Origin of the sequence: Thermosipho africanus Ob7 (assembly GCF_003351105.1) — a bacterium.
In the GTDB taxonomy this organism is placed as follows: Bacteria; Thermotogota; Thermotogae; order Thermotogales; family Fervidobacteriaceae; genus Thermosipho; species Thermosipho africanus.
Genome location: NZ_NKRG01000012.1, coordinates 1 through 24868, shown reverse-complemented (window position 1 = coordinate 24868; position 24868 = coordinate 1). Strand labels below are relative to the sequence as shown.

The 24868-nt window shown below is 30.4% G+C and carries 25 protein-coding genes and 1 pseudogene; 17 read left to right on the top strand and 9 right to left on the bottom strand.

All coding sequences use genetic code 11. The features are described from left to right. A partial coding sequence (locus tag OB7_RS09450; RefSeq protein WP_170128461.1) for a transposase occupies positions 1 to 309 on the bottom strand: 309 nt, incomplete at its 3' end. 108 nt (positions 310 to 417) lie between these two features. On the opposite strand from OB7_RS09450, the pseudogene OB7_RS09445 reads away from it, so the two are divergent. Continuing rightward, positions 418 to 549 (top strand): annotated as a pseudogene (locus OB7_RS09445) (methyl-accepting chemotaxis protein); the annotation flags it as partial. A 112-nt stretch (positions 550 to 661) separates the two neighbouring features. On the opposite strand, the gene OB7_RS09815 reads toward OB7_RS09445, so the two are convergent. After that, positions 662 to 847 (bottom strand): hypothetical protein, encoded by a 186-nt coding sequence (locus OB7_RS09815; protein ID WP_147275532.1) that lies wholly within the window; start codon positions 845 to 847, stop codon positions 662 to 664. Here OB7_RS09815 and OB7_RS09865 point away from each other — a divergent pair. Further along, positions 847 to 1014: a hypothetical protein gene (locus tag OB7_RS09865; protein WP_170128460.1), complete on the top strand. Its 168-nt coding sequence runs from the start codon at positions 847 to 849 to the stop codon at positions 1012 to 1014. The genes OB7_RS09815 and OB7_RS09865 overlap by 1 nt on opposite strands. A gap of 177 nt (positions 1015 to 1191) precedes the next feature. Here the strand turns inward: OB7_RS09865 and tsf are convergent, their stop codons facing one another. The 3 genes from tsf to pyrG are packed head-to-tail and all read right to left on the bottom strand — an operon-like array spanning position 1192 to position 4099. Continuing rightward, positions 1192 to 1782 carry a translation elongation factor Ts gene (gene tsf / locus OB7_RS09440; protein ID WP_012579917.1) on the bottom strand — a complete coding sequence of 197 codons (591 nt, stop codon included), beginning with the start codon at positions 1780 to 1782 and terminating at the stop codon, positions 1192 to 1194. 27 nt (positions 1783 to 1809) lie between these two features. Then, positions 1810 to 2526: a histidinol-phosphatase HisJ family protein gene (locus OB7_RS09435; protein ID WP_004100984.1), complete on the bottom strand. Its 717-nt coding sequence runs from the start codon at positions 2524 to 2526 to the stop codon at positions 1810 to 1812. Beyond that, positions 2519 to 4099, bottom strand: coding sequence for a CTP synthase (gene pyrG / locus OB7_RS09430; protein WP_114703152.1), 1581 nt, complete (start codon positions 4097 to 4099; stop codon positions 2519 to 2521). Before pyrG ends, OB7_RS09435 begins: the two co-directional genes overlap by 8 nt. 123 nt (positions 4100 to 4222) lie before the next feature. Between pyrG and OB7_RS09425 the strand changes: the two genes are divergently transcribed. The 15 genes from OB7_RS09425 (at position 4223) to mutL (ending at position 19483) form a co-directional block, all read left to right on the top strand. Beyond that, entirely contained in the window at positions 4223 to 5434 is a 1212-nt protein-coding gene (locus tag OB7_RS09425; protein ID WP_114703151.1) for a competence/damage-inducible protein A, read from the top strand. Beyond that, a complete protein-coding gene (locus OB7_RS09420) occupies positions 5431 to 6414 on the top strand; it encodes a LacI family DNA-binding transcriptional regulator (RefSeq protein WP_004100989.1) in 984 nt (327 codons plus the stop codon). The genes OB7_RS09425 and OB7_RS09420 overlap by 4 nt, the downstream gene beginning before the upstream one ends. 21 nt (positions 6415 to 6435) lie before the next feature. Beyond that, positions 6436 to 7077 carry an Mpv17/PMP22 family protein gene (locus tag OB7_RS09415; protein WP_004100991.1) on the top strand — a complete coding sequence of 214 codons (642 nt, stop codon included), beginning with the start codon at positions 6436 to 6438 and terminating at the stop codon, positions 7075 to 7077. Between the two features lie 3 nt (positions 7078 to 7080). After that, positions 7081 to 7527, top strand: a complete 447-nt coding sequence (locus tag OB7_RS09410) for an SRPBCC family protein (protein ID WP_004100993.1) — start codon at positions 7081 to 7083, stop codon at positions 7525 to 7527. Positions 7528 to 7897: 370 nt separating this feature from the next. Then, a complete protein-coding gene (locus OB7_RS09405) occupies positions 7898 to 9796 on the top strand; it encodes an ATP-dependent helicase (RefSeq protein WP_004100995.1) in 1899 nt (632 codons plus the stop codon). Further along, positions 9793 to 10542: a DUF72 domain-containing protein gene (locus OB7_RS09400; RefSeq protein ID WP_114703150.1), complete on the top strand. Its 750-nt coding sequence runs from the start codon at positions 9793 to 9795 to the stop codon at positions 10540 to 10542. Before OB7_RS09405 ends, OB7_RS09400 begins: the two co-directional genes overlap by 4 nt. Continuing rightward, positions 10526 to 11143: an RNA polymerase sigma factor gene (locus OB7_RS09395; RefSeq protein WP_114703149.1), complete on the top strand. Its 618-nt coding sequence runs from the start codon at positions 10526 to 10528 to the stop codon at positions 11141 to 11143. Before OB7_RS09400 ends, OB7_RS09395 begins: the two co-directional genes overlap by 17 nt. After that, positions 11140 to 11445 (top strand): hypothetical protein, encoded by a 306-nt coding sequence (locus tag OB7_RS09390; protein ID WP_004100999.1) that lies wholly within the window; start codon positions 11140 to 11142, stop codon positions 11443 to 11445. Before OB7_RS09395 ends, OB7_RS09390 begins: the two co-directional genes overlap by 4 nt. Before the next feature lie 11 nt (positions 11446 to 11456). Next, positions 11457 to 12176 carry a hypothetical protein gene (locus tag OB7_RS09385; RefSeq protein WP_114703148.1) on the top strand — a complete coding sequence of 240 codons (720 nt, stop codon included), beginning with the start codon at positions 11457 to 11459 and terminating at the stop codon, positions 12174 to 12176. After that, positions 12154 to 13710 (top strand): radical SAM protein, encoded by a 1557-nt coding sequence (locus OB7_RS09380; protein ID WP_114703147.1) that lies wholly within the window; start codon positions 12154 to 12156, stop codon positions 13708 to 13710. Before OB7_RS09385 ends, OB7_RS09380 begins: the two co-directional genes overlap by 23 nt. A 67-nt stretch (positions 13711 to 13777) precedes the next feature. Continuing rightward, positions 13778 to 14677 (top strand): sensor domain-containing diguanylate cyclase, encoded by a 900-nt coding sequence (locus tag OB7_RS09375; RefSeq protein WP_004101008.1) that lies wholly within the window; start codon positions 13778 to 13780, stop codon positions 14675 to 14677. 1 nt (position 14678) lies between these two features. Next, complete coding sequence (locus tag OB7_RS09370) at positions 14679 to 15917, top strand: HD domain-containing phosphohydrolase (protein WP_114703146.1); 1239 nt, start codon at positions 14679 to 14681, stop codon at positions 15915 to 15917. 17 nt (positions 15918 to 15934) lie between these two features. Further along, entirely contained in the window at positions 15935 to 16405 is a 471-nt protein-coding gene (locus OB7_RS09365; RefSeq protein WP_114703145.1) for a metallophosphoesterase family protein, read from the top strand. 2 nt (positions 16406 to 16407) lie between these two features. Next, complete coding sequence (locus tag OB7_RS09360; protein WP_114703144.1) at positions 16408 to 17775, top strand: alpha-amylase family glycosyl hydrolase; 1368 nt, start codon at positions 16408 to 16410, stop codon at positions 17773 to 17775. Position 17776: 1 nt separating this feature from the next. Then, a complete protein-coding gene (gene mutL, locus OB7_RS09355) occupies positions 17777 to 19483 on the top strand; it encodes a DNA mismatch repair endonuclease MutL (RefSeq protein ID WP_114703143.1) in 1707 nt (568 codons plus the stop codon). Positions 19484 to 19509: 26 nt separating this feature from the next. Here mutL and OB7_RS09350 read toward each other — a convergent pair whose 3' ends face one another. From OB7_RS09350 to OB7_RS09335, 4 genes are all read right to left on the bottom strand, one after another. Further along, positions 19510 to 21324, bottom strand: coding sequence for a heme NO-binding domain-containing protein (locus tag OB7_RS09350; RefSeq protein ID WP_114703142.1), 1815 nt, complete (start codon positions 21322 to 21324; stop codon positions 19510 to 19512). Positions 21325 to 21499: 175 nt separating this feature from the next. After that, the gene (locus OB7_RS09345; RefSeq protein ID WP_147275531.1) at positions 21500 to 22321 is read right to left on the bottom strand and encodes an ATP-binding cassette domain-containing protein; all 822 of its coding nucleotides are present in this window, start codon (positions 22319 to 22321) and stop codon (positions 21500 to 21502) included. A 76-nt stretch (positions 22322 to 22397) separates the two neighbouring features. Further along, the gene (locus OB7_RS10235) at positions 22398 to 22733 is read right to left on the bottom strand and encodes an ABC transporter transmembrane domain-containing protein (RefSeq protein WP_428843311.1); all 336 of its coding nucleotides are present in this window, start codon (positions 22731 to 22733) and stop codon (positions 22398 to 22400) included. A gap of 569 nt (positions 22734 to 23302) precedes the next feature. Continuing rightward, positions 23303 to 24565 carry a TrpB-like pyridoxal phosphate-dependent enzyme gene (locus OB7_RS09335; protein ID WP_114703139.1) on the bottom strand — a complete coding sequence of 421 codons (1263 nt, stop codon included), beginning with the start codon at positions 24563 to 24565 and terminating at the stop codon, positions 23303 to 23305. Between the last annotated feature and the right edge of the window lie 303 nt (positions 24566 to 24868).

Here is a 24868-nt window from a genome sequence, read left to right as displayed (position 1 = left end):
CTCAAGTCTTTTCTTTAAAGATGCAGAATCATTGGATTTATTAGAATCATTTCTAATAATACCAGCAGATTCATAAATAAAAGGAGGAACCTTAGAAATATCAGAAATAATAGATTTAGGCCTTCCTTTTTTAGAATTGAAGACATTATCGTCATAACCAGATTCCTCATATTTTTTAACCCATCTAGAAAAGGCAGATTGAGAAATATTATATTCGGAACAAATATCGTTTTGAGATTTATCAGAATTAAGGTATTCCTTAACAACTTGAAGTTTAAAATCAGAAGAATATTTTTCCCTTTTTCTCATATAAAACACCCCTTTCATCTCTTTAATTTAATGATATCATTTTCTTATTTTTTCTCCAAATTTTCTATGGGGTGATTACGACAAGCAAAAGAAAGAGGAGAGAAAACTGCTAATATAGTTGACAATTTGAATGAACAAGCAAAGAATATAGGACAAATATTTGAAACAATCAATTCAATAGCAGAGCAAACAAACTTGCTCGCTTTAAATGCAGATATAGAAGTAGCAATAGTGGGGTAGTCCAGAATAGGATTTGATGTAATTGCAGATGAAATAAGAAAACTTGCAGAAGAAAGTAAAGCAGCAACAAATCAAATAGAACAAATATTAGGACAGATAAGCCAAGGTGCAATTAACGCAGATAAGCAACTAAAGATGTCATTAAGCTAGTTGAAAATATTAATATAAAATCAGAAACAGTAGTAGAACAGTTTGATAAGATTACAGACAAAGTAACAAGCATGTCAACAGAAATAGAAAGCTTAGCAGCAAGTTCTGAAAAAACAGGGAGCAGCAGCACAAGAAATAAGTAGTGCAATGGATATGTTATCTCAATCAATTTTAATGATAGCACAACAGATAGAAGAAATAATGGAAGCTGTAAAACAACTTGCATATGCAAGCCAAGACATAAGTGCATCTTCTCAAGAATTGACCGCTTTAGCAAATAACCTAGTTGAACAGGTAAAAACGCTTAAAGTTTAAAAATTCTTTTTAGAAAAAACAATGGTTATAATCCAAAGTAAATCTCCCCATCCTAACAATCAAGGATGGGGAGATTTATTTGTTATAATCAACTCCTAAGGTTTAAACCTTTATAAAAATTTGTGTTATATTAAAACAATCTTTAAAATATATTTTTTTGTAAAGTTAATTTTGAAATTATTCACCAACTGTATATTTTACAAATCTTGAAACTCTTATGTTTTCTCCTATCTTTGCAATAGATTCTTTAATTAATTCTTCAACGGTTTTATCTTCATCAAATGCAAATTTTTGTTCATACAAACAATTTTCTTCAAAGAATTTGTTTAATTTTCCTTCTACGATTTTTTCAATAACATGTTCTGGTTTTCCAGAATCTTTTAATTGGTCTCTATAGATTTCTTTTTCCTTTTCAATAACTTCTTGTGGGACATCTTCTCTTCTTACCCATCTTGGTGACATTGCTGCAATGTGCATTGCAATTTTGTTACCTAGTTCTTGGAAGTCTTCTGTTCTTGCAACAAAATCTGTTTCACAATTTAATTCAACTAAGACACCAATTCTTTTGTTAAAATGAACGTAAGCTGCGATAATTCCATCGCCAGTTTCTCTTGAAGCTTTCTTTGCTGCCTTTGCAATACCTTTCTTTCTTAAAATTTCAATAGCTTGTTCCATATCTCCATTTGCTTCTTCAAGTGCCTTTTTACAATCCATCATTCCAGCACCTGTTCTATCTCTTAATTCCTTAACAAGTTTTGCATCAATCATACTTTCTCCTCCTCCTCCTCTTTATTTTTAGACAATTTTCTCCATATCCCATTTTCCATCATTTAATACCATTATATATTCAAAACCCAAATCTTTCAAATTACCTAAAGTATCATAAATACCTCTTCCTACATCTTCCAATCTGTGAGCGTCAGAACCTATTGTAACATATTTTCCACCAAGGTCTCTATAAAGTTTTAAAATATCATACGAAGGGTTTGGTTCACCGTATCTGTATATTGCAGAAGTATTAACTTCTAATATCTTTCCTTCTTTAATAATTTTCTTAAAAATTTCCGAGATCAATGGATATAATTTTTTTGAAAATGGCTCATTATTTTTTACAAACCTTCTAGGAAAATCAAGATGACCTAATACATGAAAATCATTGACAACTTCGATTATATTATACAAATCCTTTAAATAATTTTCATACATCTTTTGAATATCATCATACTCCTTATACGCATGGTATGATAATATAACAAAATCAAATTCTTTTAAATCTATGTCAATTTTTGATTTACCATCCCATCCAAACTCTACTCCAACTAAAAGTCCATATTTTTTCATTGCTTCTTTATAGCTTTTTACATCAAATTTAAAGTTATGATCCTTTTCAACTGCCTCGTAATGATCCGTAATTATAATCTTCAAATTCTTTTCTCTTGCATATTTTACAATATCTTCTACACTTGAATTTGAATCTGGAGAAAAATTACTGTGTATATGATAATCAATCATTTATTTTTCCTCCTGCAGCCTTTACTAACCACTTAAAAATAGGGTGAGGTTTTCCAACTTTTGATTTATATTCTGGGTGATATTGAATACCTACAAAGAATGGATGATCATCAAGTTCAACTGCTTCAACAAAATCAGATCTTGCTGATATTGTTAGTTTATAACCTTCTTCTCCTGGATTTTTAAATAATTGAGGAAATGCTTCTGCATCAACTTCGTAGCGGTGTCTGTGTCTTTCATACACAACCTCTTGTCCATCATAAATTCTACTTAAAAGAGTTCCTTTCATAATTTGTGTCTTTTGTGCCCCTAGCCTCATTGTCCCACCAAGATTTAATACCTCTTTTTGTGATTCCATCATATTGACTACTGGGTATGGGGTATTCTCATCAAATTCTGTAGAGTTTGCACCTTCTAATTTTCCAACATTTCTAGCAAATTCTATAGCCATAAGCTGCATTCCAAGACAAATTCCAAGAATTGGTTTTTTATTTTCCCTTGCATATTTTATTGCTTTTATCTTTCCTTCTATTCCTCTTCTACCAAACCCTCCTGGAATAATCAATGCGTCAAAATCATCTAAATAGTTTTTGATTTGCTCATCCGTCATATCTTCAAGTTCTTGTGCGTCAATAACTATAGGTTTTTGAGCACCTGAAAGATATATAGATTCAATTATACTCTTGTAAGCATCATCTGTTCCCAGATATTTACCAACTATACCTATTTTCAAGAGTTCAAAAGACTTGGGATAACTCCAATTAAAACTATCATTTATATCAAGACCAAGCTCTTTAGCGATTAATTTGTGAAGATTCAAAGAATGAAGAACATCTGGAACTTCATATACATTAGATGCATCTGGAAGATTTATAACTCTATTTCTTGGAACTCCACTAAACAAAGAAACTTTAAATAAACTATTTGCATCTATAGGCATTTCTGTTCTAACTATAATAGTATCTGGATGGATACCTATCCTTCTTAGAAGCTGAACAGATTGCTGAGTTGGTTTTGTCTTAAACTCGTTTGTGGTTCTTAAATATGGAACGTAAGTTACATGCACAAAATGAAATTTTTCTCTTCCAATTTCAAAAGCAAGCTCTCTAACTGCTTCTAAAAAAACTTCTCCTTCTATATCTCCAACAGTCCCGCCAATTTCAATCACAAGTAAATCGCCATCCATAGTCTTAATTCTATCTTTTATCTCGGATGTAACATGTGGAACTATCTGAACAGTTGAACCTAAATACTTCCCTTCTCTTTCTCTCTTTATTACAGAATAATATATCTGTCCAGCTGTTATATTATTTTTTCTTGAAACATTAATTCCAAGAAATCTTTCATAATGTCCAAGATCAAGATCTGCCTCATATCCATCATCAGTTACAAATACTTCTCCATGCTGATTTGGATTCATCGTACCAGCATCGACATTTAAATATGGATCAATTTTTAATATATTAACATTTACCCCACTGTCTTTTAATATTCTCGCAAGAGATGCAGAAAATATACCTTTACCAATTCCGCTTAATACCCCACCTGTGACAACAATAAACCTTTGAGGCATATTATCCCTCCTTTTATTTAGATTTTACTATTTTTTGTTATAATTCGTGTTTCTTTAAAGTTACAGCTTCTATTTTTTTGTGGTATCATATATTTGGAAACGTTCCAAAAAAGAGGTGAAACTATGAAAACTGCATCAATAATAGCAATTGGTAATGAACTTGTCGAAGGAATTATAGTAGACACAAATTCAAAATATATCTCAAAAAAGCTCTTAGAATACGGCTATAAAACAAAAATTATCAAAACCCTTCCAGATGATTTAGATTTGCTAGTAAAAGAAATAAAAGATTCTCTTGAAACAACCGACCTTGTAGTAACAACTGGCGGACTTGGACCAACGGAAGATGATTTAACACGTGAGGCTGTTTCAAAAGCTCTTGAAAAAAACCTTATTCTTGATGAAAATTTATCAAAAAAAATTATTGAAAAGGCAAAAAAGTTTCACAGTTATGTACCGAAAATAGTAGAAAGACAAGCTATGGTAATTGAAGATGCTACAGTTTTAGAAAATCCAGTTGGTACAGCACCAGGAATGCTTTTAAAAACTCCAAAAAGTACAATTTTAATACTTCCCGGTCCTCCTGTTGAAATGATACCTATATTTGAAAAGGCACTAAACCTCATCGAAAAAGAAAATAAAATTTACCAAAGAAGAATTAAAACCATAAATATTCCAGAAGCAGTTCTTGTAGAAAAATACAAAGATATAATTTACAAGTATAAAGAGGTAAATGTAGCGACAATGGCAAGTCATACTAGCGGTGTAGAATTAAGATTTACAGGTGAAAAAGCACTTGTAGATGAAATAGTTAATATGTTAAGTGAAAAACTTAAAGATTATATTTATGCTTTCGATGACAAAACTATTGAAGAAATAGTATTTGAAAAGCTGCTTTCAAAAAATAAAACCGTCTCATTTGCAGAATCATGTACTGGTGGACTTGTTTCCGCCAATTTTGTAAATCTTTCCGGAGTTTCAAAAGTTTTTAAAGGCTCAATTGTTGCATATTCTAATGAAGTAAAACAAAAACTCTTAAATGTCAATCCAAAGACACTCGAAAAATTTGGAGCGGTAAGTAAAGAATGCGTAGAAGAAATGGCAAAAGGAGTAAGTAAATTATTAGATACAGACTACTCAGTTGCAATATCAGGAATCGCTGGTCCTACAGGCGGTACAAAAGAAAAGCCTGTTGGTACAGTATGGATCTGTGCATACTCAAGGGAAAATGACATATTCATGACTGAAAGATTTTACTTTAAAGGAAACAGACAAACAATTAGAAATCGCTCAACTTTACACGCATTTGATATGTTAAGGAGGATATTAAAATGAAAAAAAGAAGTGTTACTATAAAAGATGTTGCAAGAAAAGCTGGAGTTGGTGTTGGAACAGTATCAAGAGTTATAAATAACAGTCCACACGTTAATCAAAGAACAAAGGAACATGTGCTAAAAGTAATACAAGAACTCGGCTACATGCCAAACCCACATGCAAGAAGACTTTCAAGTGGACATACAAAAATAATTACAACAATATTTCCACAAATGGTTGGAGAATTTCATCAACTACTACTTTCTGGTATAGATGAAATTTTTGAAAAAGAAGGATACACATCATTTGTCTATCCATTATACAGTGAAAATAGATACAAATTTGTAAGGGAAAGTTCTGATTTTGTTCTTGGAACCGATGGAGTTATTATAGATGCACTAAATGTTGATAGACTTCTCCAACAATATATACCAAAAAACGTTCCTGTTGTTTCCGTTGAATTTGATTCTGAAAAGTATGACTCTGTTATCATTGACAACTTTTACGGCGGTATGATAGCAGGTGATTACCTTTCAAATTTTGAAGGAGATATCTTTGTAATTACTCATAGAAGAAAGTCAAAACTAGAAAGTACCGTTTTCGAAGAAAGGGTAAGTGGCTTTATTGAATCTGTAGAAAAAAAGGGCAGAACCATAGAAAGGATCTTTGAAATTGAATTAGATTGGCTAGAAGCTTTTAATGTTGCAAAAGAAATATTTACTCGCTCTAATAAGGTTATTATTTTCACTACAACCGATTATTTTGCCTTTCCAGTAATAGAATTTGCAAGAATAAAAGGTTTTGTACCAAAGAAAGACTTTCATCTGTGTGGTTTTGACAACCTCACACTCTCTAATATCTTAAATATTACAACTATAAAACAACCAATAGTTGAAATGGGAAAAAGTGCAGGAGAATTACTTTTAAGAAGAATTAAAGGTTTTACAAGAAAAAAACAAACTGTTGCATTTAAGCCTGAGATAATAATAAGAGAAACATAGTAAATAGAAAAGGAGGATTATATGAAAAAAGGAGATTTTATATGGTTAGGACTATTTTCACTAATAGTTTTTCTGCTCGTCTTTAAACCAACACATCAAGTTTACATTGCATTAAACAGAGCCCATCCTTACTTTATGGGATTTTTAAAGGTTTCCATACTTGCAACCATGGGTGAACTACTTTCAATAAGGCTTCAAAAGGGAAAATATTTAAAACCATATGGTCTATTCTACAGATTCTTGGTATGGGGTTTTCTAGGTATGTGTTTTGTTCTTGTGTTTGAACTTTTTGCAAGCGGAACAGATGTGGTAATGAAAAAAGGACTTTTACCTGGAAATAATAAAATTCTCCATGCATTTTTCACAAGTGCATTAATGAATCTAATTTTTGCACCAACATTTATGGCATTTCACAGAATTACCGATACGTATATAGACCTTGGAAAGGGAAAAATCGCTAATATATTTTCAATTAAATTTTCAAGTGTAGTAGATTACATAGACTGGCAAAAATTCTTTGGTTTTGTTATTTTAAAAACAATACCATTTTTCTGGATTCCGGCTCACACTATAACTTTCCTTCTTCCACCTGAATATCGCGTTTTAACAGCTGCAATGCTATCGATAGTACTTGGAGTATTGCTTTCAATTAGAAAGGGGTAAAAAATGTTAAAACTGCCACCAATGAAGTTTGTAGAATACATAAATGCTCCAAAAAATAAAGTTTGGAAAGTTTTTGTAAACGAAAACGGTTGGGATCCATGGTTTACAGATGGTATGAAAATGGAAGTTAAAGATGGTGGAAAGATATCCTTTAGATGGAAAAGACTTACCAACGGTGAAGTTGTAACTGATAATGGATATACTGTTGAAATAATTCCCGAAAAACTTTGGGAGTTTTGGTGGTACGAATACGAAGACGGATTTAGAAGCAAGGTTACTATGAAATTTCAAGAAAGTGTAGATGGCGGAACATACATAACGATAATAGATCATACATTGGTAAAAAATACTGATGAGCTTGAAATTAGGTACGGATGTGCTTTTGGTTGGGGTCAAATGTTAACTCTTGCAAAGGCTTATATTGAAAAAGGTTTAATACTTATTGGTTAAAAATTTGGAAAGTTATATTACTACATATTGGTATTTGGAAAATAAATCACACTATATATAGTTTTTCTTACCAGCGGTAAGAAATTTTACTTACAAAAATGAGAATTTCTTACCACCTAATTTAAAACGCAATTGAATCGATTATAATATTTAAGACAATGTATAACTTCTTACCATTAAAAGTACTGAAAAAACTATACTTTTAAAACTTATTTCCAGGCGGTGGTTAATTTTCTTTCAAAAATTTGGAAAGTTACAAATCAAATATTCATGCCAAATAAATGCAATTTTTTCAAGATAACTTTCCACTTTTTTAGTATATATTATTATTACTACTAAAAAATAAATAATAAAAGAAAGGAATGAAAAAATGATAGATTTTAAAGCCGAACTTGACGATGAACAATATGAAGCGGTCGTAAACTCGAAAGGAAAAACACTTGTAATCGCAGGACCAGGAAGTGGAAAAACAAGGGTGATAACATACAAAATAGCCCACTTAATATCTTCCGGTGTAAAACCTTCTGAAATACTACTTGTTACATTTACAAAAGCAGCAGCAAAAGAAATGCTACAGAGAGCAAAACTTGTTTCACGTTCTACACTTGATGGAATCACTGCAGGAACATTCCACCATATATGCAATTTATTTCTAAGAAAATACGGAACAATAATAGGACTAAAACCAAACTTTACAATACTAGACAGTGAAGATGCAAAAGATGTAATGGAAAGTGCAAGAAGTCAAATAATTCCAAAATCTGAAAGCAAAACTGTTCCAAATGCAAAGCAACTATTAATCATAAACTCCTATATGAATAACACTCTATGTTCTCTAAGAGAAGCTATTGCAAAATACAATCCAAGATATCTAGAACAAGAAAGCTTAATAGAACAGATCCTAATAAAATATCAACAAGAAAAAATGCAGCAAAATTCGGTTGACTATGACGATCTTTTAATTAACACCTTACAAATTCTATCTACCAACAAAGCAATTAGATTAAAAGAATCAAACAGATATAAATGGATACTTGTTGACGAATTTCAAGACACTAACATAGTTCAATTTCAAATTGTAAACTTACTTTCAGAAGTACATGGAAATCTCATGGTCGTTGGAGACGACGCACAAAGTATATACTCGTTCAGAGGTGCGCGCTTTGAAAATGTACTTGACTTTCAAAAAGAGGCAAAAATATTCAAGATTCAAACCAACTATAGAAGCTCACAAGAGATAGTAAACCTTATAAATGAAATGCTTCCAAAAAACTCCATACACAAAACGTTGCGTGCAAAAAGAAGTACAGGAGTAAAACCATTTTTAGTACAGGTGTTTGACCACTACGACGAAGCTGATTTTGTGGCAAATGAAATACTAAACTACAACAAGCAAGGTGTCTCTCTAAACGATATAGCCGTACTTTATAGAGCCCATTCTCACTCACTTGAACTTCAACTTGAACTATCAAAACATGGTATACCATTCAAACTTTATTCTGGTCTAAGATTTACAGAAACAGCACACGTAAAAGATTGTCTTGCATTCTTAAAAGTTTCTGTAAACTATGAAGAAAAAATATCCTGGATAAGATTACTAAAACTTGCAAAAGGAATAGGAAAAATAAAATCAAACAATATATCTGAAAAACTTGCATCTAAAGGACTAGATGCATTTAACGAGATCAAAGAAAAAAGCTCTGACTTTAACAAAATAAAAGAAATCATATTAAAATCACAAGAAATTAAAAATCCAGGGGAAAGAATTAAAATTTTCTATGAGGAATTCTACGAGGAAAAGATGGAAGAAATATTTGACGATGCAAGGGACAGAAAAGAAGACGTAGTAAGACTAATAGAAATGGCCTCATTCTATGAAACACCTGAAAACTTTCTATCTGATATACTTGTAAGTGAAAGTTATGAGATAGCACAAGAAGGTAAATCTGATAAGGAAACCGAAAAAGTAACTTTAACAACTGTACACCAAGCTAAAGGTCTTGAATGGAAAGTAGTATTCATTTTAAGTGTAAATCCAGGGGATTTTCCACACATAATGAGTTTAAAAGATGGAGCATTAGACGAAGAAGAAAGATTGTTCTACGTTGCAATTACTCGTGCAAAAGATTTTCTCTATATAATCTACAGCGCTGGAGGTTCATCAAGAATCTTTTACGGAAATGATTACATTATTAGACGTGGCAAAAGCTTTATTGATGATATTCCATTTCATCTTGTTGAACACCTAGAATATGGAGTTGGAAGATGATATACGTTGGTACTAGTGGATTTCAGTTCGATGATTGGATTGGTAAAGTCTATGATCCAAACATAAAGAAAAATGAAATGCTAAAATATTACATAGGTAAATATAAATTTAACACCGTGGAGTTAAATTATACCTACTACAAGATGCCTGGATTTAGGACGATAGTATCACTGCTAAGAAATACTCCGCGTAATTTCTACTTTTCAATAAAGTTATACGGGAAAATTACACATGAACATGATCTTTCATATGTAGATAAATTCTTAGATGCCACAAAACCAATGGTTGAAGAAAAAAGACTTATTGGATATCTTGCACAGTTTCCTTTTTCTTTTAAAAGAACCGATGAAAACGAAAGATTTCTCTATAAAATTTCAAAAAAGTTCAATAATCTGTTTGTTGAATTAAGGCATATTTCTTGGATTGATTTTGATACTGATGATTTTGAAATAGTTACCATTGACCAACCACCACTAAAAGATTTCTTACCATTTGTTGTAAAAGCAAAAGAAAGGTTGTATGTAAGACTCCATGGAAGAAATAAAATGTGGTTTGAAGAAGATGCAAAAAAAAGGTATAATTACAAATATTCAAGGCAAGAGCTTGTTAAAATATACAAAGATATAAAAGACTTTAAAGGTCCAAAGTATGTATACTTTAACAACTGCTATGAGGGAAAAGCTCTTTTAGATGCTTTAGAATTTAGAGAGATTTCAGGTGGTGAAATACTTGAATTTTTCAAATGAACATTCAAATAAAAGGGAAGGTCAAATAGTGTGGAATGATGAGAAAAATTTTATAAAAGCTTTAAAAAAAGGTGAAGAGTGGGCTTATAGAAGACTATATAGAGAGTATGCTCCAAAAATTGGTGCGTTTGCAAGAAGTTATTTTGGAACAGATGATGTAGATGATGTTATCCAAGAAGTGATGCTGAGAATATACAAGGGTATTAAAAAGTTTAAAGGAGATTCTTCTCTTTCAACTTGGATATATAGAATCACCGTAAATGTTTGTAATACACTGTATGAAAAATACAAAAAGAAAAATGAAAAAACTTTCAGTGTTGAAAATAACAACAGTGAAGATGATGTGGAAATAGATATTCCAGATAAAGAAACGGACGTCCAAAAAGAAGTTACCCAGGAAATTTTATATGAAAAGATTCTAAAAGCACTTGAAAAACTATCCGAAAAAGAAAGGGTATTAATTAGGATGAGAGATATTGATGGACTTTCTTACTCAGAAATTGCAGAGATTCTAGGAATACCGGAAGGAACGGTGAAAAGCAGATTACACAACGCACGAGAGAAGTTTAAAAAGATACTTGAGGAGGAAGGTATAGCATGAACGAGGAAAAGTACAAAGAAATAATATCTATTGTTAAAATTGAGACAATGTATAAACCTGGTGATCTACTCGAAGATAGAATAATAAAAAATATTAAGAGGCAAAGACTAATGAGCCGATTGAAAAAGTCATCCTTAGTCTTGATCATAGTTGGAGCTGCTGTAACAGTTTCATTTTTCACGTTTGATATCAAAAGGCCTCAAAATCAGCTTTATACGTATGAACAGCAGCAAAGTCAAGATTATGTAGTAAAAGATTTTGAACCAATTTTAAATATAAGCCTTGTAAGTGATGGATTATAAGAGGTGAAATTGTGAGAAAATTATATTCTTTTTCCTTTTTACTATTTGTTTCTTTTATTTTTGCTATTAGTTATCATGCTCTAAGACTTACTTTTGAATATAACGAGGACAAATTACAGATGGTTAGATACGAAGAAGTTTATTACAGGGACGGAGATAAAATAGTTTTTGTAAAGGTTCCAAAAAAGGTTATTTGGGTAAAGCTTGGTGAGCGTTATTATATTGGAGAAGGAACAACTTTAAAACTTTCTCCTCCTATCAAGGATTTAGAAGATATTTTTTATCAGTACCTTTCATACCACAAAATATCTGATGACTTTGATGGAGAGATTACAATTTCAGAAAAAACTTTTAATATAAAAGCTGAAAAAAGAAATGGGTTTATAACAAAGATAGCAAGAAAATTCCATTCAGTTTTGACTGAAATGCAATATATTTATCTTCCAGACAACAAGACATTTGAAAATGTTTTGTCAGAATTTAAGTTTGTGGATAAAAGTGATTTTCCAATGAAAATTTATAATATTTTAAATTTATTTCTTTGGTTTGATGCAAAAATATCTGGAAATGACCTTGAAATTTTTGCAATAGATAAAGAAGGACTGGAAGTAGAACTTACCTTATCAAAAGAAAAAGGCACGTACAAAATTGATAATTTTTACCTAACAATTAAAAAGGCAAGTGAAGAAACTAGAAAGGAAATCGAAAATGAAGTCCGCGATAATAATTGATGGATATGTTGATGAACCTGCGGTTTTAGGAGTACCACCATATCTGAGTACATATGCCCGCTATATAGCGGGCACGTTAATTTTTAAAGATTTTGAAGTCAAATATACAACCATTGATGAAGTTAGAAAGAAAAATTTATTTTCTTCATTTAATAATTTCGATGTAATGGTGATTTTGTCTTCAATAACTGTTCCAGGAAAATACATTGGTGGAACTCCTATAAGCATTGATGAAATAAAAAAGATATTTTCATCTAACAAAAAGCCATTTAGAATTCTTACTGGTGCAACTGTTAATTTTATAAATGATCCAGAAGAAGTATACGCAGATGATCTGGCTATTGATTTTTTAAAATATGCATTTGAAAAAGTTGATTATGAGGTAGTAAGAAATGTATCTCTTCTTGGGGCGGAAATAGTTAAAATGCACCCACGTTTTCCAGATATTATTTGTGAAATAGAAGTTTCACTTGGCTGTGAAAGAAAAACTTACTGTACATTTTGCAGTGAGCCTATTTTGCATCCAAAATTTATTTCAAGACCTGTAAAAGATATTATAGAAGAAGTTGAAAAGCTTTACAAAAATGGTGTAAAAGCTTTTAGGCTTGGAAGAAGTGCAAATATACTTGCGTACGGTTTAGATAAAAATTCAAATAAAATTAACGTTTTGTTAATAAAGGAGTTGTACAATGGTATAAGAAGTGTAGCACCAAAATTAGAAGTTTTGCATACTGACAATGCAAATCCTGCTTTTATTGCACAACATTTTCCAGATAGTGCAAGAGCGATAGAAATAATTGTTGAAAATAATACAGAAGGAGACATTTTTTCTTTTGGAGTGGAAAGTTTTGATGAAGCTGTTAGAAAAAAGAACAACATTCAGGGAACAGTGGAAGATATAGATTTTGCAATAAAGTTAGTAAATGAAATAGGTGGAATTAGAATAAATGGTATTCCAAAGCTTCTTCCAGGATTAAACTTTATATTTGGTCTTGCCGGAGAAACAAAAAAATCATATGAGGTTTTATACCAAAAGCTAAAGTATTACCTAGAAAATAATATCCTTTTGAGGCGTATAAATTTAAGACAGCTTATGGTTGTACCTAACACACCTTTGTGGTATTACAATCAGAAAAAAAGATTAAAAGTTAATAAGGCATTATTTAAGCATTATAAATATCTCATAAGAAATGAAATAGATAGTGAAATGATAAAGAAGGTATTTCCTAAAGGTTCAATAGTTAAAGGAGTTATACCTGAATTTGTGGAGGGAAATATAACTTTTGGAAGACCACTTGGAACCTATCCGATTTTAGTTGGAGTTATTGGAAAATTTGATAAAAAATCTGACATATATATTGTTGATCATGGTATGCGCTCGATAACAGGTATCGTTCTTGGAAAAAAAGTAGCTGAGTATAGTATTAGCGAACTTGCAAAGATTCCTGGAATTTCTAAAAGTAAAGCTGAAAAGCTAAAGAAAGAGTATCCATCTACTGCCTTAAATGAGATTTTGGAGGTGGATTTAGATTAAAAAATTTATTTCTAATTATTTTGATCTTATCACTTCAAAGATAGTACTTGAAACTACCGTTGAAGTTTTGAAGGAAAATAAAATTGAAGCCTTTTTTGAAAAATTAATGATAAAGACGCGTCCTCATCTAAAATTTGATGGATGGTCAGTTATTGAATATGACGAAATTAACGGACCTTCTTTTATTTCTTTGTCAAGAAAATATAAAAAGTATGATTTAGAAAGTATAGAAAGAAAAATTTCAAATTCACAAAGTACACTTTTTGATACAGTTTTGAAAACTCGAAATTGGAAATATGTAGCAGATCCATTTAAATTAAATGTTTGGATGCCGGGTTCGAGAATACGTTCATGGATAGGTGTTCCTTTAATGTTTGATAACGAAGTTTTTGGGGTATTAAATATTGATTATTTTAAACCAAAAAGGTTAACTTTCAAAGATAAATTATTCTTAAACAGCTTTCAAAAAAATTTTTCTATATACGCCTCTAATTTTAAAGAACTTAAATCACTGTTTTTGCAAAAATACATTGATCATCTTACAGGATTAAAAAATAGACATTTTATTGAAGAGTATTTTGAAAAGAACAATAGAGATAGAATTGCTATAATTTTTTGTGATTTAAATAAGTTTAAAGCTGTAAACGATACATACGGACACAGGATAGGTGATGAAGTAATAAAGATAGTTGCACGAAGGATTAGGAATATATTAAAATCAACAGATGAAATTGTAAGGTACGGTGGAGATGAATTCATAGTTTTAACAAAAAACATTGAAAATGTGGAAACTATAAAATTACGTATTAAAAATGCTATTAAAAAATATGATATAATTATTGAAGGAAAGAGAATAAAGCTTGGTATCTCATGCGGTCATGCAATTTATCCAGACGAAAGTACTGACTTTTGGGAAATAATGCACCTTGCCGATCTAAGGATGTATTCAGATAAGGGAGAAAGATAATGTGAAAATACTTTTTAATCTAATAAATTTGATCCCTAACTTTGGGATTCATTCTCTCCAGGTTGCATTTTTAGCTTCTGAGATTGCAAAAAGCCTTAATCTAGATCCAAAAAAGGCTTTCCTTGCTGGTTATCTACATGATATTGGCGTTCTTATTCCACACGAAAACTTTGTTTTAGATGATATTAATGCATCATACCTAATAAACCATGATATTCCAAGTGGAAATGAATTAACAAGGCTGCATACGGTTATAGGCAGCTTTATTGTTAACCAATTTGAATTTTTAAGAGATATTTCCGAGATTATTTTAAAACATCATGCACTTCTAAAGTTTTTAGATGAAGGATGTGGCAATGATATTTATGCTAATATACTTTCCATTTCTGAGGAAATAGCAAAATATCATTTCATAAATGATAATGTGGATTATGATGACTTATTTTTTCCAATTTTATCAATAAAAAGTAGATTTTTTGATTTTATATTTAAAGCAACGATTGATATATTAAAACGAGAGTTTTTAATATGGGCTTTAGATGATATTAAACATGGGATAATAAATAGAAAAATGTTGTTAGATTATTTGCTTGGGAATGATTTAGAACTAAAAAATGAAAATCTGGTTGATGAAGGTGTTCTTGTTTCATTTATTGTTGATGCAAAGAGTAAATTTACAAAAGATCATTCATGGCGTGTTGCAACAGTTGCAAGGGATATGGCAAAAACAGCAAAACTTGACCAAGATAGTTTTTTTATCGCAGGTCTTTATCATGATGTAGGAAAAATAACTACTCCTTTTAAGATTTTGGAAAAAAAAGGAAAGTTAACGGATGATGAAATAAAAATAATGAAGAAGCATGTTTATTATTCATATATTGTATTGAATGATTACAAAGATGAATCTTGGTTTTATCCTGCTGTAAGGCATCAAGAAAGAATTGATGGAAGTGGTTATCCATTTAAATTAAAAGAAAACGAGATGAGTTTTGAGGATAAAATTTTACAGGTTGCAGATTATTTTTCCGCACTTTTAGAGGATAGGCCATATCGTAAAGGATTTGAAAAAGAAAAAGCATTTGAAATAACCTATGATACAGCTAAAAAAGGAACTTTGGATATGCAAGCAGTGGAGGTACTTAATGAGGTTTTAAAAGAGGATAGAGATTACAGAAATATATCTTATATCTCAAAAACTCAAAAAAACATCGATCTATTTGTAAATGGTTTATTACAATAAGTGTAAGGAGTGTATTTATGAGATTTCTAGTAATTTCCGACCTTCATATTCCAACCAGAAACTTTCAAGTGCATCCAAAAATTGTGGAAATTGCAAAAGAATGTGATGGTATTTTTGCGTTGGGAGATTTTGTTGATCTAAATACTGTTTTGTTTCTTCAAAGTTTGAATAGAAATTTCCATGGCGTATTTGGAAATATGGATGATTATGATGTGAAGGATTATCTACCTGCTCAAAAGGTTGTAAAAATTGGAAAGTTTACAATAGGTTTGACCCATGGTAGCGGTTCTCATATAAGAATTCCAGAAAGGATTGTAAATTGGTTTGATAATGATGTTAATGTTATATTATATGGACATAGTCATGTACCTGATGATAGAGTATACCGTGGAAAGCGTTTCATAAATCCAGGGACAGCTATGGAAACATACGGTATAATGGAAATAAATGGTGATTCACTAAAATTTGAAGTATTCAAGGAGGAGTAGAGATGGTAGGATACGAAATTTATATCCGCTCTTTTTATGATTACAACAACGATGGAACAGGTGATTTTAAAGGTCTTTCTAATGCTGTTTCTTATCTAAAAGATTTAGGTGTTGATCTTGTCTGGATAATGCCTCATTTTAAAGCTCCAAGTTACCATGGATACGATATTATAGATTTCTTTGACACCACACCTTCATATGGAACCCTTGATGAATTTAAAGAAATGGTTGAAAAACTTCACGAGGCTGGAATAAAAATTGCGATTGATCTTCCTTTAAATCACGTATCATCAAGGCATCCATGGTTTAAAGCTGCTGTATCTGGCGATAAAAAATATGAAGATTTCTTTTTATGGGCAGATGATGGAGTAGACTTAAATGAGAAAAGACCTTGGGATAATGAAGTTATCTGGCATCCATATAATGGTAGATGGTATTATGGTGTTTTTGGAGGTTCATCTCCAGACTTAAACTATGAAAATGAAAAGGTTGTTGAAAAGGCACTTGAAATAGTTGAATTTTGGTTAAATATGGGTATAGATGGTTTTAGATTCGATGCTGCAAAACATATTTATGATTATGATCTTCAACAAAAGAAGTTCAGTTACAATCACGAAAAAAATATTCAATTTTGGAAAAAGATTATGGATAAAGCAAGAAGTATAAAAAGTGATGTTTTTGCAGTAACTGAAGTATGGGATGCACCTGAAATAGTTGCTGAATATGCAAAAACAATTGGATGCTCCTTTAATTTTTATTTTACAGAAGCATTGAGAGAATCAATTAATCATGGAAATACCTATAAAATATGGGATTGTTTTTCAAGAACATTGACCGATGATAGAGGACTTTACATTCCTTCAAATTTTTCCAGCAACCATGATATGACAAGGCTTGCTTCAAGTTTGCAGTCTGAGGATCAAAGAAAGGTATTTTTTGCAATGCTCCTTACAACGCCAGGAATTCCATTTATTTTCTATGGCGATGAGCTTGGAATGAAGGGAGTGTATGATCCTTACTTTACTGAGAGTGTAATTGAACCATTCCCTTGGTATTCTTCACTTTCTGGCGATGGTCAAACCCTTTGGAAATCTGTAGGGTTTAACCATGCATTTACTGGTGTTTCTGTTGAGGAACAATCTCAAAGAGAAGACAGTCTATTAAATACTGTAAAAAGATGGATTAAATTTAGAAAAGAAAATGAATGGATGACAAACTCATGGATTGTTGATTTAAGAACAAGTGAATTTGTAGTTGGTTATACAGTAACAAATGGAGAAAAATCACTTAGAATATATCATAACATTTCTGGACATGAAGAGGAATTTGAAGGAATAAGGTTAAAACCATTTGAATCGAAGGTGTTATAGAGTGGGAAAGATAAAGAAACTTCCTGAGCATGTAATTGGAAAGATTGCAGCTGGAGAAGTTGTTGCAGGACCTTATTCAGTAGTAAAAGAACTTGTTGAAAATTCACTTGATGCAGGTGCTACAAAGATTGAGATAGAGATAAAAAGCGGTGGTAAAAGTTATATAAAAGTGAAAGATAACGGAGAAGGTATGGGACGTGAAGACCTTCTCCTTTCTATTTATGAACATACAACAAGTAAGATAAATGATTTTGATGATATATATAACCTATCTTCCTTTGGATTTAGAGGAGAAGCTCTGGCATCTATTGCAAAGGTCAGTAGGATAGTTATTACATCAAATAATGGAAGTGAGTCTCATAGACTTGAGGCAATAGGTGGAAAGATTAAATCTGTTAATGAATATCCACTTGTTGAGAAAGGGACAATAGTAGAAGTATACGATTTATTTTTTAATGTTCCTGCAAGACGTAAATTTTTGAAATCTGAAGCCACGGAAAAAAGGTATGTAGTAGAATACGTAGAAAAATTTTTGCTTTCAAATCCAGATGTTGAATTTATCTTTAGAGCGGATAATGAAATAATATATAACGCAAGAGCATCAAATCTTGAGGAAAGATTCAAACTTATATTTCCTGAAGTCAAAGAATATACATTAATAAATGGTAAATACGTTGAAGGGATAATTTCATCGCCTAATTATCATAGAAAAAATAGGACAGGACAGATCTTTTTTGTACAAAAAAGATTTGTTATGGATAAAATGCTCTATTACATTTTTGAAAATGGGTATGGTGAAGCACTTGTTGATCATCCATACGGTGTTTTATTTATTAATGTACCATCAAAACTGGTTGATGTTAATGTTCATCCACAAAAATTGGAGGTAAAATTTTCAAATCCGAATATTATATATTCAGACATAACAAGAACGGTGAGAGAGGCATTAAAAAAATTTGTTTCAAAACAAATATTTGTTAAGCCTATAAATGAGAAAACAACAAAATCAGAGGTTAGCAGTTTTGAGACGAAAAATGTTAGCTTTTCTAACGACAGTTTTCAAGATAAATTCAATAGTGTGTTCAAAGAAAGTGTAAATTATGTAGATTATTCTAAAAGCATGTTATTTGATATATCAGAAAAGAATTTAGAAGTAAAAAATGATGTAGTTATTTTAAAAAAGAGGTATGTTTTATTTGAAATGGAAGATGGAATATACATAATGGATTTTCATGCGGCACACGAAAGGTTTATTTACGAGCAAATCTTAGAAAAATTAAAAGTGGGTATTGAAAAAGTTGATTTAATTATTCCTATCGAAATAAGGATTGGAAAAAGTTTAAAGCAGATTGTTAAAGAAAAGATTGATGAATTGAAAGAAAATGGATTTGAAGTAAAAATTGAAGATGAATCGGTTAAAATTTTATCTATACCATCTTTTATAAAGCCATCAGATGTTGAGGATATATTTAAGGAAATTATAGATGAATATAGGATACCTTCGATGGGAACAAAAAATATGAAGCATATAATAGCTGATAAAGCATGTAAGTCTGCTGTTAGAACAGGGTATGATATTACCGAAGGTGAAGCAAAAAAACTAATTGAAGAGGTTTTTAAAAGAAATTTGACAACTTGCCCACATGGAAGGCCTTTGTTTTTAAAACTTACCTTTAATGAGATTGATAAATATTTTGATAGAACGTAAAAAAATGGCTCGGTTTTCCGAGCCATTTATATTTTAATTTCATTGAAGTTATCTTGTATAGTCTGTATAAGACTTATGGTCTTTCTTACATTTTCAAATACTGATCCTAGTTCATCCAAGAACTTTTGTATTGTAGCACTAATTTCTTCTGCTGTTGCAGAACTTTCTTCAGATATTGCAAGGAGATTTTGTATACTTGTTGTTATATTTTCAAGTTTTTCTGTTTCAGAGTTTAAAGTTGAAACAAGAGCATTTAATTGAGAAGTGATATTAGAAATAATTTCACTTGATTCTTTACTTTTTTGTGCACTATTTTCAAGTTCAGATGATTGATTTTTAAGCTCTTCATATCCCTTTGTGACACTTAAACTTAATTGAGAGATACCATTTGAAACAGTTGATAGAAATTGAGAAATTTTAACGGCAGATTCTTTACTTTCTTCAGCAAGTTTTCTTATTTCATCGGCAACTACGGCAAAACCTTTTCCTGCTTCTCCACTTCTTGCAGCTTCTATTGCTGCATTAAGTGCAAGTAAGTTTGTTTGTTCGGCTATATTCATAACGGTATTTGCAATTTCTTGGATTGTACTTGCCTGATTTTTGAGTTCTTCACTTTCCTTTGTTATTTTTTCAAATTCCTCGCTCATTAATTTAATTCCTGATGCCGAATTTTCTACATTTTTTGCCGCAGTTATTATTTTTTCAACTGCTGTGTTTAAGTCATTTATTATTTGATTTTGTTCATTTATTGTTTGAGATATAGTGTCCACATTTGAAGTTACCGCTTCTGAAATTCTTTCTGCATCATTACTAATTTGGACAGCAGTATCGGCTACCTGTGTTGAAAGCTCTTTCATTGTTCCTATTTCTTCCTGAATTGCATCTGATGATTCTAAAGTCTTTTTAGAGAAATTTAAAATTTCTTCAGTATCTCCTTGGAGCCCTATAAAAAATTCTCTAAGATTTGATAGAGCTTCGACATTGCTTTTTGATAATTTTTCAAAATCCTTTTCTCCAGATATTATCAAAATATCATTAAAGTCTTTTTCTTTGTAAATATTGATCATTTTTTCAACACTCTTTGTGGTATTTTTTAAATCTTTATTAATTAGAAGAAGTCCCATTAGAATTGAAATCGCAGTTAATATAGATCCAGGTAAAGCACCTAAGTATTTTGTAAATAAAAATGAAAGTATAAAGGTTAGTGTTGGTATTATAACAGTTAAGTTTGTAGTAAAACTTTTTAAAAGACCGAATGAGATAGCTTTGTAAAGTTTTAATTTTACACTTTTTCCATATGGCTTTGTAGCAACAACTTTTACTTCGATAAATGAACCATTTGAATTATTATCTTGTTTTAGGATTTCAATTTTTAGTGGATCGTTAAAAAAGTCTGCTGCTCCTTTTAAAAGACCTAAAAAGTAGTTTCTAAAATCTCTGTGAGATTCATATCTAATAACTGCAGTTTTTTCATCAATATAGTTATATATGATTCTTGGAGGTTTTGCACCTTTTATCCTTCTAGTGAGTACTCTATGGACACTATCCATTGCACTTATGAAAGATAAAGCTCCTTCCTTTTTAAAATAACTTGGATAGAAAGAGTGAAAAGATTTTATGTTGTGGTATCCTGTTTCTTGCCAGAGCTCTTCATATGTTTTTCCAACCTTTTGAGCCAATTCTTTGGAAAAATTGACAACCAATTCATCTGGAACATTATTGGTTGGAATTAAAAGATTTTGTTCATCTAAGTTAAATTTTGAAGATAACTCATTTACTATATTTTCACCATATAGTTTTTTCCAAGTAGTTATCCATATGTTCATTACAAAGCTTTTCATTTTTTACCCCCTTTCTGTTTTTTTTTCTTCTTAGTTATTTTACCACATAATTTGTCATAGGTAATTAATCCTTATTTTATCTTTATACACACTTTACTTATTTTTTATTTTTCTCGATGTTTTTTATCAAAAAGATTACATAGACTAATATAAAAAAGCCCTGTTTTTCCCTGAGCTAAGCTGAAATAAACTGAGATTTTAAAATTTCTGAGTATGATTTATCTTGCTTTAAAATGTTTTCATGGGTGTCCATTTTGACTTTTCCATTGTCTATAAATAATACTTTATCGCAAGGTGTGATACTAGAAAGTCTGTGTGAAATAATTATTGTCGTAATATTTTGTTTTTTGATATTTTTTATTATTTCCTTTTCAATTTCAGTATCTATTCCGGAAAGAGTTTCATCTAAAATTAAGATTTTAGGTTTTCTTGCAAGTGCTCTAGCTAGTATTATTCTCATTTTTTGTCCTTCCGAAAGTGTGTTTTCACTTACTGGATCATTTAGATTTTTAAAGTCAATTTTTGCTAATTTTATAGCGTGTTTAATATTTTCTTCTGGAATATCTTCAAGATTTTTATTACAAATATAAATTTTCCCTGATTTGTTTTTAAATAAATTGATGAGTATTTTCATTAAGGTACTTTTGCCACTTCCGTTTCTCACAACAATTGCAATTGTTTCATTTTCATCTATTTCAAAGCTTATATTTTCAAGTAAATTTTTGTCATATCCAAAGCTTAATGTTTCAACTGCAATACTTGTTTTTTCGATTGTTTGGCTTCCTTTTTCTTTTTCAATCTTTTCAGATAAAAATTTAATATATTTTTCTGCATAAGGTTCAAGTTTTTGAATTTTAATAATTTCAGAGTTTATTATTTGTATTGGTTCGCATATTAATTGCTTGTAGGAATAAAATGCTATTAGTGTTCCAAGACTTATTTTTCCGTTTGTTACATATGTTATGGAAGCTATGAAATTTTGTATAAGTATGTACATTGAATAACTTTTTATCCTACTATCAGCCCATATTTCAGATTTTTGCAAATTTTTTGTGAGCAAAAAGCTTTTTAGATTAATTATTCCATTTAAAATTCATTGAAGAAAGTTCATTTTTTTCACTATATTTTTCTCTTTCATTTCTTGAGTGTGAGTTTAGCCATGTTTCAAAAGTTTTTAAAAGCAAATAATATATTGGCAAGGAACAAAATGCTATAATTAATAATTTAATATTTAGCCATACTAAAATTGCTGAAATTACCAGAAAATGGATAATATTAAATACAACTGTAGAAATAAAGTTAACCATAGAGGGTGCAAGTTTATAAATATCGGATGTTGGCATTGAAACTATATTACTTGAGTTATAATTTTTTAGTGTTTCATAATCTAGGTTTAAGGTATGTGAAATAATTCTTGATTATTTTCTTGAAATAGCTTTACTTGAAGATATAGTATGAATTAAATTTGCAATGTATGTTGTAAATCTTTCAATTATCATTACTAAAACAAGTAAAATACCAAATTTGAAAACTATAGTTGCTTTTTTGTTTCAACATATCGATTAACCTCTGGAGCAGGAAAGGTCTGAATGCACTCAACAAGACGAGTAAAATAGTTATTAAAAACAGAAAAAACTGATACTTTCTGTATCTTTTGGCAAAATCTTTTAAAACTTTTCTTGTAGAGCTTCCGATCATTTAAATGCCATATATTTTTAATATACAAAAATTATATTAGTACTTTTTTTAAACAAAATTTTGATAAGTTTAATTAAATTTAGTTTTTTTATTTTTTAGTTTAAATATTTTCTATCATTTTAACCCCTCCAAATGAGGGGTTAATTTTATCAATATTCACCTTTTCTACTATTATCTTAAAACTTTCATAAATTAAAAATCAATAATATACAAATTAAAATAAATATAATATCATTGAAATTTGAAAATTGTTTTGTATGATTATATTTGTTGAAAAATATTATATATATGCATTTAAATCAAATAATCCATGGCCAGAAAGTGTGAATACAATTATTTTTTCTTTATTTTCTTTTTTTGCATTTAATGCTTCTTTTATTGCACCGGCTATTGCATGTGAAGATTCTGGAGCAGGAATAATACCTTCAAGTTTTGAAAACAATCGAGCGGCTTTAAATGTTTCTTCTTGAGAAAACGCTTTTGCTTCTATTAGATTGTGATTTAAAAGTGCAGAAATTATTGGAGCTGCTCCATGATATCTTAAACCACCTGCATGTATAGATGGTGGGATAAAATCTTTACCAAGTGTATACATTTTTAAAAGTGGAGTAAACCCTGCTGTATCTCCAAAGTCATATCTGTATTCTCCTTTTGTTAATGTAGGACAACTTTCAGGTTCACAAGCGATAAATCTAATATTTTTTCCAGATAATTTATCTGGAATGAATGGAAGAATTGTTCCGCCAAAATTTGATCCTCCGCCATGGCATCCTATTATTACATCTGGTTGAATATTTAATTTTTCAAGTTGTTTTTTTATCTCTAATCCAATAATTGTCTGATGCAGAAGTACATGATTTAGAACACTTCCAAGTGCATATTTTGAATCATTTCTTTGTAAAACTTCTTCCATAGCTTCGCTTATTGCAATTCCAAGGCTTCCAGGATGATTTTCTTCGTATTTTCTTCCAGATTTTGTGTTTCTACTTGGAGATGGAGTTACTTTTCCATTAAAAAGATTCATAAGGCTTTTTCGTGCTGGTTTTTGGTTAAAGCTAACGCGAACCATATAGATATTTACATTTATTCCAAATTTTAATCCAGAATATGATAAAGCACTTCCCCATTGTCCAGCTCCCGTTTCTGTGTAAAGTTTTTTTACTCCTGAGATTTTGTTGTAATATGCCTGTGCAAGTGCGGTGTTTGTTTTGTGACTTCCTGTTGGACTTTGACCTTCATATTTATAGTATATTTTCGCAGGTGTTTGAAGGTATTCTTCTAAAAAATTTGCCCTTATAAGTGGAGTAGGCCTGTATACTGCATATTCTTTTAATATTTCTTCTGGTATATCAATAAATTTGTCAGTATCGTTTACTTCTTGTTCAAGAAGTGGTGCAGGAAATATTTTTAAAAGCTTTTCAGGAGACATAGGTTTATTTGTTTCTGGATCAAGAGGTGGATCTAATTTGAAAGGTAAATCTGATAAAACGTTGTACCATACTTTAGGCATCTCCTCAAATTTTAAATTTACAAATTCTCTCATACTAATACCCCCTTTGTTTTTTAGTAAAAAAAAAGCCGGGCACATTAAAATGCCCGGCAATTGTCCTTTTTTGATAAATTTACCACGACAAAGGTGGCGGACAATTGCCGCTTGTCCACCACCATGCAAAAATATTGTTATTTAAAACAATTATTTTAATCTTATTTTTAATTATCTTGTAATTTTTCATTCTTTTCACCTCTTGTAACAAATTATATCTAACAATTAATTTTTTGTCAATATGTAGTTAACAAAATATTTGATAAAAAATTCCCCCTCTACATTAGGAGGGGGAAAATTAAG